Source organism: Flavobacterium ginsengisoli, from assembly GCF_029625315.1.
GTDB classification, from domain to species: domain Bacteria; phylum Bacteroidota; class Bacteroidia; order Flavobacteriales; family Flavobacteriaceae; genus Flavobacterium; species Flavobacterium ginsengisoli.
Map to the genome: position 1 here is coordinate 2904003 of NZ_CP121110.1, position 12028 is coordinate 2916030.

Consider the following 12028-nt stretch of genomic DNA (forward strand, 5'->3'; position numbering starts at 1 on the left):
ATTTGGATTTTTTTCCCTTAAAAACAAATGAAAGAGATCAATATAACAACTTCGTTTACAATATTTGATAATTTAAATGAACTTCCAACCGAAATTCAAGATTTAATGAATCAAGCGGTTGAAATCAGAAAAAAAGCTTATGCTCCCTATTCTAAGTTCAGAGTTGGCGCTGCTTTACTTTTAGATAACGGAAAAATTATTCTAGGTTCTAATCAAGAAAACGCCGCATACCCTTCTGGACTTTGCGCAGAAAGAACTGCAATTTTTTATGCTGGAAGCGCTTATCCAGAAGCAAAAATCTTAAAAATGGCAATTACAGCAGACTTCAGACACCAATCAAACCACTGCCCCTATCCCACCATGCGGATCTTGCCGACAATCAATAGCAGAATACGAGATAAAACAAGACACACCTATTGAAATCTATTTTATGGGTGAAATTGGTGAAATTTATAAATCATCATCCCTCAAAAATTTACTCCCATTGATGTTTGATAAAAAGTTCTTGTAAAAAAAAGCCAAAAAGTATCGTTTTAATTTTAGTTCTTAAATGTAATGTCTTATTTTTGCATCCCGACCTTTCGGGCGCAAATTTGTGGGAGGAAACTATTTTGCGTTACAGGCACAATAATCGATAACACAAACAACTTTAGCAAAAGAAAGAATTCAGATGAAAGAAGTTACAAAAGAGGTATATTTAAAGTGGTATGAAGACATGCTACTTTGGAGAAAGTTTGAAGACAAACTTGCGAGCATTATACATTCAACAAAAAGTTAGAGGTTTTCTACACCTATATAATGGTCAAGAAGCTGTATTAGCTGGCGCACTGCACGCTATGGATTTGACCAAAGATAAAATGATTACTGCTTACAGAAACCACGTTCAGCCAATTGGTATGGGAGTAGATCCTAGAAACGTAATGGCAGAACTTTTAGGAAAAGCAACAGGAACTTCTAAAGGTATGGGAGGTTCTATGCACATTTTCTCTAAAGAACACGGTTTTTACGGTGGACATGGAATCGTAGGTGCTCAAATTCCTGTAGGAGCTGGTATTGCTTTTGCAGACAAATATTTCAACACTGGCGGTGTTACCATGACTTACTTTGGTGATGGTGCTGCTAGACAAGGTTCTCTTCACGAAGCTTTCAACATGGCTATGTTATGGAAACTTCCAGTTGTATTTATCGTTGAAAACAATGGTTACGCAATGGGAACTTCTGTAGAAAGAACTGCAAACCATACTGACATCTGGAAATTAGGTTTAGGTTACGAAATGCCTTGTGGACCTGTTGACGGAATGAACCCAGTAAAAGTTGCTGAAGCTATGCACGAAGCTATTGAAAGAGCGCGTCGCGGAGACGGACCAACTTTCCTTGAAATGAAAACGTACCGTTACAGAGGACACTCTATGTCTGATGCACAATTATACCGTTCTAAAGAAGAAGTTGAAGAGTACAAAAAAATCGACCCAATTACTCAGGTTTTAGACGTAATCTTGGATCAAAAATATGCTACTCAAGAAGAAATTGATGTAATTGACCAAAAAGTTAAAGACTTAGTTGAAGAGTGTGCGAAATTCGCTGAAGAATCTCCATACCCAGACTTACAACAATTATACGATGTAGTATACGCACAAGAAGACTATCCATTTACACCTCATAAATTATAAGAATTATGGCAATTAAAGTAACTATGCCTCGTTTGAGCGATACAATGACGGAAGGAACGGTAGCAACTTGGCTTAAAAAAGTAGGCGACAAAGTTAGCGAAGGAGATATCCTTGCTGAAATTGAAACAGACAAAGCAACAATGGAGTTCGAATCTTTTAACGAAGGAACTCTTTTACATATCGGAATTCAAGCGGGAGAAACCGCTCCTGTTGATTCATTATTAGCAATCATTGGTAAAGAAGGAGAAGATATTTCTGCTCTTTTAGCCGGTGGTGATGCTCCTGCTGCCGAAGCTCCAAAAGCGGATGCTCCTGCTGCTGAAGCAAAAACTGAAACTGCTGCTCCTGCAAAAGCGGCGACTGAATTGCCTAAAGGAGTTGTTGTTGTAACAATGCCTCGTTTGAGCGATACCATGACTGAAGGTACAGTCGCTAGCTGGTTGAAAAAAGTTGGTGATGCTGTTGCTGAAGGCGATATCTTAGCAGAAATTGAAACAGACAAAGCTACTATGGAGTTTGAGTCTTTCAATGCTGGAACATTATTATACATTGGAATTCAAGAAGGAAATACTGCGCCTGTTGACAGCTTATTAGCGATCATTGGACCTGCAGGAACTGACATCTCTGGAATTGCTGAAAATTATACTGCTGGAGGCGCTGCCACTGCAAGTGCTCCTGCTGCTGAAGAAAAAACTGCACCTGCTGCTGAAAAAGCACCAGAAGCCGTTGCTGAAACTTCAAACGGAGGAAGAATTTTAGCTTCACCTTTAGCTAAAAAAATCGCTTCTGATAAAGGAATTCAATTAAGTCAAGTTAAAGGATCTGGAGAAAACGGACGTATCGTAAAAAGCGATATCGAAAACTTTACTCCATCTGCTCAAGCACAAACTTCTGCTGCGGCACCAGCTGCTAAACAAGAAGCATCTGCTCCTGCTGCACCAAAAGTATTCGTTCCTGCTGGAGAAGTTTACACAGAAGAGATCAAAAACTCTCAAATGCGTAAAATCATTGCAAAACGTCTTTCTGAATCTTTATTCACTGCACCTCACTATAACTTAGTGATCGAAGTAAGTATGGACGAAGCAATGCAAGCTAGAGCTGCTATCAATAGCGTTCCAGATACAAAAGTATCTTTCAACGATATGGTAATCAAAGCTTGTGCTTTAGCATTGAAAAAACACCCAAAAATCAACTCTACTTGGAAAGAAGATGCAATCATCATCAACCACCACGTAAACATTGGTGTTGCTGTAGCTGTTGAAGACGGATTAGTAGTTCCTGTATTGAAATTTACAGATGCTATGAGTTTATCTCAAATTGGCGGTTCAGTAAGAGATCTTGCTGGAAGAGCTAAAAACAAAAAACTTGGACCACAAGAAATGGAAGGAAGTACTTTTACAGTATCTAACCTTGGTATGTTTGGTATTACTGAATTTAATTCAATCATCAACCAGCCAAACTCTGCAATCCTTTCTGTAGGTGCAATTGTTGAGAAACCAGTAGTTAAAAACGGTCAAATCGTAGTTGGAAACACAATGATGTTATCATTAGCTTGTGACCACAGAACTATTGACGGTGCAACTGGAGCTCAGTTCTTACAAACATTAAAACAATACATCGAAAGCCCAGTTACAATGTTGGCATAATCGTTGTTAATTTTATAATTAAATCCCGTTTTGTTTATTCAAAACGGGATTTTTTGTTTAATTTTCATCCTCAAATTCAAAACCTCACAAAATGAAGAAACTAATTCTTGTCGCTTTATTTCTGACAGCAATTGCTTGCCAGAAAAAAGAGCAAACAGAAAAAACAGCTGCCGTTACAGACGAACACAGTTACTCTAAACCAGAACTTGCTGTAGCAAAACATCTTGACCTTGATATTAAAGTTGATTTTGACACTCAGACTATTTCAGGAAAAGCATCTTGGACAATTGACAACATCAGTAAAGGAAACGAAATTATTTTCGACGAAAACACTTTAAATATTACAAAAGTAACTTTAGGAGATGATGAAAAAGAAACCAAATTTGAGCTTGGAAAAGACACTGAATTTCATGGCAAACCACTTCATATCACAATCGAACCAAATACAACCAAAGTAAACATTTATTACAGCACCACTAAAGATGCTGTAGCTTTACAATGGTTAAAACCAGAACAAACTGCAGACAAAAAGAAACCTTTTGTTTTCTCTCAAGGCGAAAGTGTTTGGTCACGCACTTGGATCCCTTGTCAAGATTCTCCAGGAATTCGTTTTACTTACAATGCAAAAGTTACCGTTCCTAAAGATTTATTGGCGGTTATGAGCGCTGTAAATCCGCAGAAGAAAAATGACACTGGAGTTTATACTTTCAAACAAGACAAAGCAATCCCTTCTTATTTAATGGCAATTGCCGTTGGAGATATCGAATTCCAAGCAATCGACAACAGAACTGGAGTTTATGCAGAACCATCTGTTCTAAAAAGTGCCGCTTATGAATTTGCCGAACTTGGAAAAATGGTAAATGCTTGCAGAAAAATTATATGGACCTTACAGATGGGGACGTTATGATGTTTTGGTTTTGCCTCCAAGTTTCCCTTATGGCGGAATGGAGAATCCAAACCTGACTTTCTTAACTCCGGGAGTAATTGCTGGAGATCGTTCACTTACGAGTTTGCTTGCACACGAATTAGGTCATAGCTGGAGCGGAAACTTGGTTACAAATGCTACATGGGATGATATTTGGTTAAACGAAGGATTTACTACTTACGTTGAGCACAGAATTGGAGAAGCAATTTTTGGCAAAAAAGAATTTGATATGCAGAATGTTATCACCAACAAAGAATTGATTGATAATGTTGCTGAATACGGAGATACAAATCCAGACACAAGATTAAAAGTTAGTTTGACAGGAAGAAATCCTGACGACGGAATCAGCATGATTCCTTATGTAAAAGGATATGCTTTTTTAAGAGTTATTGAAAATGCCGTTGGGCGCGATAAATTTGATCCGTTTATCAAGAATTATTTCGATTCTCATGCTTTCCAATCTATCACAACAGAAGATTTCGTTAAATACATCAATGAAAATCTTATTAAAGGCGACAAAACTTTAGCAGATAAAATTCAATTAGACAACTGGATTTACAAACCAGGAATTCCTTCAAATATTGTTCCAGTAAGTTCAGCTGACTTTGATGCTATCGATGCTATCCAAAAAAGCTGGAGAGAAACTGGCGTTGCAGGTTTGAGTAAAAAAATCACAACTACTGCAGAAAAACAGCATTTTATTGACCATCTTCCTGCTGATATTACTGTAAAGGAAATGGGAGCAATTGATAAAGAATTCAACTTTACTAAGGGCGGTAATTTCATTATTAAACGCCAATGGTTTGTTCAAGCAATTCGTCATCAATACAAAGCTGCCGATCCTGCAATTGAACAATTTTTAATTGGAAGCAAGCAGAACCGGCTCTATCATGATGCTTTATAAAGAAATGGCTAAAACTCCAGAAGGAAAGGTTTGGGCTAAAAAAGTTTTTGATAAAGCTAAATCTGGTTATCACGCGACGACAATTCAAGATGCTGCAAGTGTTTTGAAATAGTTTTTTCAAGATTATAACTCTAAAAAAGAGGCTGTTCTTTAGGAACAGCCTCTTTTTTTTTACGCCTTATTTGTCATTTCGACGAAGGAGAAATCTTCACAAGAAGCTCGACAAAGATCGGATTCTCATTACGGAGTTACTCGCGAAGATTTCTCCTTCGTCGAAATGACAAGATTGTGTTAATTGTTTGCAGAATTTCTAAGTGTGATCCTTTCTTCGTCAGGATGACAAACTATTGTAAAACAATCTTATAAAAATGAGAGTCCTAGCCCAGATAGAAGTGGAAATCCTTTTGTGCCGGGGTTCGGCACAAAAGATTGGAACGGATAGCGGGAAATAGCTCCCAAAAAACAGCGGGGAAAATTATCCATCATATAGCGTACATTCTCCATGTTTTAAAATCTGCAATCGTCGCAACTTTGTAATGTCAAAAGACAACAACAAATAACAACTTTAAAAAATTAAATAAAATGACACGATTAACAGCTTTAAACCCAGAAGAAGTAACAGGAAAAACTAAAGATTTATTCAATGCAGTTCAGGCAAAATTAGGCGTTGTTCCAAACATGATGAGAACAATGGGAAATTCGCCAGCAGTTCTTGAAGGATATTTAAATTTAAGCGGTGCTTTAAGCCACGGAAAATTAAGCGCAAAAACGGGAGAATTAATTGCTTTAGCAGTTTCAGAAAGCAATTCTTGCGACTACTGTTTAGCCGCGCACACTTTTATTGGAGAGAAATTAGTTAAAGCAGATCCAGCAGTTTTAAAAGTCTGCTAGATTAGGAAAGTCTGACGATGCCAAAACAGAAGCCATTTTGCAATTGGCCAAAACTCTTATTAGTAAAAATGGTTTAGTAAACGACGAGGATGTAAACAAAGCTAAAAACGCAGGAGTTGCAGATGCTGAAATTGCAGAAACTATCGGACATGTAGCTTTAAACGTACTAACCAACTACTTTAACAACGTAGCAAAAACAGAAATTGACTTTCCAACAGTATAATTAAAAAGTATACATTCACTATAACAAGAATCAATATGTAAAGATAGTTGTGAATTTATTTCATGACTATCTTTACTTTCAAAAACCAAATAATATGAGTTCGCAACAAGTTTTTACTTTAATAAATCCGCAAAATGGCAATTTAGCTTTCAAGATACTTTCTTTTGACGACAACAGTCATTTTGATCATTTACAGCGAAACAATTATTACTCGCTAATTTGGGTCACCAAAGGAAAAGGCAAGGTAAAAGCCGATTTTGCCGAACATCATTTTGAAGAAAATTCACTTCTCGCCTTTTCACCTTATCAGCCATTTATGCTTTGTGTAAACGAACCAATCGAAGGAATTGCCATTCATTTTCATCCTGATTTTTATTGCATTCACATGCATCAAAAAGAAGTTTCTTGCAATGGCGTTTTGTTCAATAATATTTATCAACCTCCTTATGTAAAGGTTACTGAACAAGCATCACTAACTTTCAATATGGTTATTGACCAAATGAAAACTGAAATTCAAAATGCAGAATTGGCACAATATGAATTGCTTATTTCTTATTTGAAAATCTTTTTAATTACAGCTTCAAGGCTAAAAACCGAACAACTAGAAGAAATGAAATCGATTCCAGATTCGAAAGAACCTATTATTCTTCAAAATCTAAAAGATGCGATCGAACTAAATTTCAAAACCAAACATTCAGCAGGAAATTATGCCGAATTACTGAATATTTCTCCTAAAGCTTTGGCTAAATTATCTAAGAATTATTTCAATAAAACGTTGACAGATTTAATTTCAGAAAGAATTATTATTGAAGCTAAAAGAGAATTATATCTAACCAACAAAACGGTTAAAGAAATTGCATATGAGTTAGGTTACGATGACGAACATTATTTTAGTCGTTTCTTTAAAACCAATGCCGATGTTTCGCCACAAATTTATCGTGAAACAGTAGGTTTTGGAAAAATGGAAGCTTAGTTTAAAGTCTCAGTTTACTGATTATTGTGAACTGTTCTGATTACTTATTTTTCGCTTCAATCCATTTTGACATGTACATCGTACTTTTAAATGCATGATGCTTGCAATAAATTCCCCATAAAATTATGAAGACGATGACTTTCTGAATCCTCTATAAGCGAATTTACCAGTGAAAGCAATTGACTAGAATAGTTGCTTTTTTGGTAGCATTTATTAATGATTTCAATTCCATTTTTTTGAGATTGCTTCCAAAGATTTTCATCTTCATAAAGTGCAATTGCTTTTCTAGCAAAATCAGTTGGATCATCTTCAATGAAACCATTCCAAGACAACTTTCTATGCATTGCTTCAGAGCCGATAGAAGTTGTTGCGCTTGGCGTCCCGCATTGCATTGCTTCTAAGAGTTTGCCTTTCAAACCTGCTCCAAAACGTATTGGCGCTAAAACAACTCTAGATTTTTTCACAATTTCATTAGCCTCTTCTGCTCTTCCCATGATATAAAAACCATTTTTAGGCTGATGCAATTGCAGTACTTTTTGCGAAGGATACGCTCCGTAAACTTCCAAAACAGCTTCTGGAAAATCTTTTTTTATAGAAGGCCAAATTGCTTCTTTTAAATATTGGACAGTGTTCCAATTCGGTTCATGAAGAAAATTTCCGATGAAAACAAAATGCTTTCTTTCTTCAAAAGAGGGCAATTTCAAAAGCTCTTCTTCCTTCATTTCATCAACCAAAAACGGAAGATAAAATAATAAGTCTTCATTAATCTTAAAAACATCTTTTAGAACATTCATTTCAAATTCAGAAATAATCAAAGATAAATCACATCTTAAAATACTGGCTATTTCGCGTTTTGCAACTTCCTCAGATAACAAATCTTGAATTTTAAAAGTTCTGTTTTCTTTAAACGCTTTTTGCCTTGCAGTTCTCAAACAATGCACATCTTCGGTATCTAAAATTCGGATTGCTTTCGGACATTTTTCAATCACGCGCCATCCAAATTGTTCTTCAACCATAAAGCGATCAAACAAGACAACTTTTGGATTTAATTCGGCTACAAAATCATCAAAACTTGAAGAATTAAGTTCGATGCTTTTTTTTATTACTCCAAATTCAGACAAATCAACCATAAAATTGCTATCCTGAGCAGCGCTTGCAAATGTAATTTCAAATCCATTTTCTTTGAAAATAGAAATCAATTGCATCATTCTTCCACCTGCCGCAGAAGACTTTGGCTCAGGCCAAACAAACCCAATAATTAAAAGTTTTTTTATCTGTTTCATTTTATTTGGTTTCATTTTACAAAATAATGCTTTTTTGCACATTTTTGCATCATATTTACTGACTTTCGGTTGTAAAAAAACACTAATTTTGCAAAACTAAATTCTTAGAAATTATGTTAGGATTAAAATTAGCTACAGACCCTCGATGGGTAAATATCGTCGAATCGAATATCGAAGAAATTTTAACTGATCACGCATGGTGCGAACAAAAAGTCGCTTCAAACGCTATTAGCATTGTGACGTATAATTCTGAAATCGAAGAATTAGTAACCGAAATGCTTGAAATTGCCAGAGAAGAATTGGAGCATTTTCAAATGGTTCATAATATCATAAAGGAACGCGGACTTACGCTAGGACGCGAACGAAAAGATCATTACGTAAATGAACTGTTTAAATTCATGAAAAAAGATGGTAGCCGTAGAGATGCACTTTGCGACCGATTATTGTTCTCTGCAATGATTGAAGCCAGAAGTTGCGAGCGTTTTAAAGTCCTTTCAGAAAATATTAAAGACGAAAAACTAGCTACATTCTACAGAGATTTAATGATTTCTGAAGCGGGACATTATACTACATTTTTAGGCTTTGCCAGAAAATACCAAGACAACATCGACATTGATAAAAGATGGAAAGAATGGATTGAATATGAAGGTTCTATTATTACCAATTATGGTAAAAGTGAAACCGTTCACGGATAAATTACGCTCTTTTTTTATTACTCTATTTTCATATTTAAACACCACTATTCGCTATGCAGAAAAGTAAATCCAGATCAATCGTTTTTAAAATTGCGAAGTATTTCGGAATAACTTTCGCGGTTATTATAGGATTATTATTTTTAATGCCTATCGTCTTTGAGGACCAAATTAAAGAGCAAATAAAGAAAACAGCCAATGAAAGATTAAGCGCAGAATTAAATTATTCTGATGTTTCTGTTTCATTTTTTCATCATTTTCCTTCTCTTACTTTAACTTTAGATAATTTAAGTTTGAATGGTTCTGCGCCATACAAAAACGAAAAATTCATCACCGCAAAAGAGGTTTCTTTTGGAATCAATGTGGCAAGTCTTATTTTTAGCAAATCGGTAAAAATTGACCAGATCTATTTATCTGATTCTTTTATAAACGTAAAAGTAAATCCAAACGGAGAAGCAAATTACAATATTTATAAATCGCAAGAACAAGCTTCACAATCAAATGACAGTTCTGATACTGCTTTAAAGCTAGAACGAATTGAAATTTTGAACAGTAAAATTATTTACGACGACAAATCGACAAAAGTTCATTTTGATGCTTATGGCTTCAATTATTTAGGAAAAGGAGATTTAAATAAAGCCGTTTTTGATTTGTATTCGAAAGCCAAAATCGAAAAATTGAATATCGTTTACGAAGACGAACCGTATTTAATGAATAAAAAAATTGATGCTGATTTGATTACCAAAGTCAACATTAACTCGCTTTCTTTCTTTTTCCAACAGAATAACCTTAAAATCAATCAGCTCTTGGTAGACTTTAAAGGTAAATTTGATATTTTGAAAGATGGCTACAACATGGATTTTGTTATTAAATCTGATAACAGTAATTTATATGACGTTTTTACCGCCTTTCCTCCAAAATATATTACTTGGCTTTCTAAAACTGAATTAAAAGGAAATACGAATCTTTTATTGACTTTAAAAGGAAAATATATTGCGTCGGAAAACATTGGTCCAGATTTGGATTTGGATGTAAAAATAAACGACGGATTTGTCAATTACAACAAAAGCGCATTTCGGTTTCAAACCTAAATTTAGACATCAAAACAACTGTTCCGTCTTTAAACCCTGATTTAGTTATTGTTGATGCTAAAAATCTTTCTCTAAATATTAATCAGGATTATTTAAAATCTAAGTTTTTGGTGAAAGGAATAAACACACCAGAAATCAATGCCGATTTTAAAGCTAAAATTGATCTTGAAAAACTAACCAAAGCACTTGGAATTCCTGATATTGAATTAAAAGGAGCTTTAGCTGGAGATATAAAAGCAAATGGAGTATTTGACCAAAAGAACAAACGTTTTCCTGTTACAAACGGAACCCTTAATTTGGATAATGGATATTTAAAAACACCTTACTATCCAAATCCTATTACAAATATTACGATTAAATCTAAAATCGTAAACCAAAAAGGAACTTTTGAAGATTTAAAAGTAAGCTTAACACCAACTCAATTTACTTTTGAAGGAAAACCAGTTTTTGTACAAGCCGATTTAAGCAATTTTGACGATTTAAATTACGACATAAAAGCAAAAGGCGAATTGGATGTTAGCAGAATTTATAAAGTTTTCTCTCAAAAAGGACTTGATCTGGATGGTTTCGTAAAAGCTGATGTATCGCTAAAAGGAAAACAAAGCGATGCAGAAAAAGGAAATTACAGCAAGTTAAATAATAGAGGGACACTTGAATTAAGAAACATCGGAATTGCTTCTGAATATCTTCCAAAGAAATTCATCATCAAAGAAGGTATTTTCAAAATTAATCAGGATAAAATGTCGTTCAATAATTTCTTGGCCGCTTATGGACAATCAGATTTTAAAATGAATGGTTATTTACAAAATGTTTTCAATTATGTAATGACCAATACAGGCGTTTTAAAAGGCTCTTTTAAAGTTTCTTCTCGATATATCAATGTTGATGAATTTATGTCAAGCGTAGACCCAAATACACCTGTAACGCAAAGCTCTGCTCCAAAAACAGAAGTAAAACAATCAGACAACACACAAACTGGCGTAATTATTATTCCAAGCAATCTGAACTTACAGCTGATTGCAAATGCCCAAAAAGTAAATTTTGACAAATTAAACCTGCAAAATGCAACTGGAAATTTAACCATGAAGAATGGTAAATTAACAATGCAGAATACTGGCTTTAATTTAATTGGATGCAATGTTTCTATGAATGCCAATTATCAAGCTGTAACTCCGCAAAAAGCAAATTTTGATTATGCAATAAAAGCTACAGATTTTGATATTAAAAGAGCCTATAACGAAATTGAAGTTTTCAGGAAAATGGCAAGTGCAGCAGAGAAAGCGCAAGGAATTGTTTCTTTAGATTATCAATTAAAAGGCCGTTTAAACGCAAATATGGATCCTGTCTACCCTTCTCTTGTGGGCGGCGGAACACTTTCTGTAAAAGATGTAAAAGTAAGAGGTCTGAAAATGTTTAATGCCGTAAGTAAACAAACAAATACGGAATCTATAAAAAATCCAGATCTTTCAAAAGTTGATATTAAAACAACAGTTAAAAACAATATTATTACCGTAGAACGTTTTAAATTTAAATTTGCAGGCTTTAGACCAAGAATCGAAGGGACATCAAGCTTAGATGGAAGACTGAACCTTAAAATGCGTTTAGGATTGCCTCCTTTCGGTATTTTCGGAATTCCGCTGACAGTTACAGGAACACAAGATAATCCAAAAGTAAAAGTGGGAAGAAAGACTGAAGATTTAGAGGAAACTAAGGATACTGAATAAGGATTT

Annotated in this window: 10 protein-coding genes and 3 pseudogenes; 12 read left to right on the forward strand and 1 reads right to left on the reverse strand. The window is 34.8% G+C overall.

Annotated features, from left to right (window positions below; genetic code table 11):
* The first annotated feature begins 27 nt into the window (after positions 1-27).
* From cdd to P5P87_RS13560, 9 genes and pseudogenes are all read left to right on the forward strand, one after another.
* Positions 28-511: pseudogene (cdd, locus tag P5P87_RS13520) on the forward strand (cytidine deaminase).
* 159 nt (positions 512-670) lie between these two features.
* Positions 671-1670 (forward strand): annotated as a pseudogene (gene pdhA, locus P5P87_RS13525) (pyruvate dehydrogenase (acetyl-transferring) E1 component subunit alpha).
* Between the two features lie 5 nt (positions 1671-1675).
* On the forward strand, positions 1676-3316 hold the full coding sequence (locus P5P87_RS13530) for a pyruvate dehydrogenase complex dihydrolipoamide acetyltransferase (protein WP_278019626.1): 1641 nt from the start codon (positions 1676-1678) through the stop codon (positions 3314-3316).
* 91 nt (positions 3317-3407) lie between these two features.
* Complete coding sequence (locus P5P87_RS13535) at positions 3408-4223, forward strand: gluzincin family metallopeptidase (RefSeq protein ID WP_278019627.1); 816 nt, start codon at positions 3408-3410, stop codon at positions 4221-4223.
* Positions 4177-5145 carry a M1 family aminopeptidase gene (locus P5P87_RS13540; protein WP_278019628.1) on the forward strand — a complete coding sequence of 323 codons (969 nt, stop codon included), beginning with the start codon at positions 4177-4179 and terminating at the stop codon, positions 5143-5145. Before P5P87_RS13535 ends, P5P87_RS13540 begins: the two co-directional genes overlap by 47 nt.
* Entirely contained in the window at positions 5132-5257 is a 126-nt protein-coding gene (locus P5P87_RS13545; protein ID WP_278019629.1) for a hypothetical protein, read from the forward strand. The genes P5P87_RS13540 and P5P87_RS13545 overlap by 14 nt, the downstream gene beginning before the upstream one ends.
* Positions 5258-5727: 470 nt before the next feature.
* Entirely contained in the window at positions 5728-6036 is a 309-nt protein-coding gene (locus P5P87_RS13550; RefSeq protein ID WP_278019630.1) for a carboxymuconolactone decarboxylase family protein, read from the forward strand.
* Positions 6037-6073: 37 nt separating this feature from the next.
* The gene (locus P5P87_RS13555; RefSeq protein ID WP_278019631.1) at positions 6074-6259 is read left to right on the forward strand and encodes a carboxymuconolactone decarboxylase family protein; all 186 of its coding nucleotides are present in this window, start codon (positions 6074-6076) and stop codon (positions 6257-6259) included.
* Positions 6260-6353: 94 nt separating this feature from the next.
* Positions 6354-7232 (forward strand): helix-turn-helix domain-containing protein, encoded by an 879-nt coding sequence (locus P5P87_RS13560; protein WP_278019632.1) that lies wholly within the window; start codon positions 6354-6356, stop codon positions 7230-7232.
* Positions 7233-7272: 40 nt separating this feature from the next.
* On the opposite strand, the pseudogene P5P87_RS13565 reads toward P5P87_RS13560, so the two are convergent.
* Positions 7273-8515 (reverse strand): annotated as a pseudogene (locus P5P87_RS13565) (glycosyltransferase).
* A gap of 113 nt (positions 8516-8628) precedes the next feature.
* Here P5P87_RS13565 and P5P87_RS13570 point away from each other — a divergent pair.
* From P5P87_RS13570 to P5P87_RS13580, 3 genes are all read left to right on the forward strand, one after another.
* Complete coding sequence (locus P5P87_RS13570; protein ID WP_278019633.1) at positions 8629-9210, forward strand: MiaE family protein; 582 nt, start codon at positions 8629-8631, stop codon at positions 9208-9210.
* A gap of 53 nt (positions 9211-9263) precedes the next feature.
* Positions 9264-10298: an AsmA family protein gene (locus tag P5P87_RS13575; protein WP_278019634.1), complete on the forward strand. Its 1035-nt coding sequence runs from the start codon at positions 9264-9266 to the stop codon at positions 10296-10298.
* 107 nt (positions 10299-10405) lie between these two features.
* Complete coding sequence (locus P5P87_RS13580; RefSeq protein ID WP_479724217.1) at positions 10406-12022, forward strand: hypothetical protein; 1617 nt, start codon at positions 10406-10408, stop codon at positions 12020-12022.
* Positions 12023-12028: the final 6 nt, after the last annotated feature.

Excerpts from the sequence above, each read along its gene's own strand:
- P5P87_RS13530 (WP_278019626.1), top strand. The coding sequence starts at position 1,676 with ATGGCAATTAAAGTAACTATGCCTCGTTTGAGCGATACAATGACGGAA.
- P5P87_RS13535 (WP_278019627.1), top strand. The coding sequence starts at position 3,408 with ATGAAGAAACTAATTCTTGTCGCTTTATTTCTGACAGCAATTGCTTGC.
- P5P87_RS13540 (WP_278019628.1), top strand. The coding sequence starts at position 4,177 with ATGCTTGCAGAAAAATTATATGGACCTTACAGATGGGGACGTTATGAT.
- P5P87_RS13545 (WP_278019629.1), top strand. The coding sequence starts at position 5,132 with ATGATGCTTTATAAAGAAATGGCTAAAACTCCAGAAGGAAAGGTTTGG.
- P5P87_RS13550 (WP_278019630.1), top strand. The coding sequence starts at position 5,728 with ATGACACGATTAACAGCTTTAAACCCAGAAGAAGTAACAGGAAAAACT.
- P5P87_RS13560 (WP_278019632.1), top strand. The coding sequence starts at position 6,354 with ATGAGTTCGCAACAAGTTTTTACTTTAATAAATCCGCAAAATGGCAAT.
- P5P87_RS13570 (WP_278019633.1), top strand. The coding sequence starts at position 8,629 with ATGTTAGGATTAAAATTAGCTACAGACCCTCGATGGGTAAATATCGTC.
- P5P87_RS13575 (WP_278019634.1), top strand. The coding sequence starts at position 9,264 with ATGCAGAAAAGTAAATCCAGATCAATCGTTTTTAAAATTGCGAAGTAT.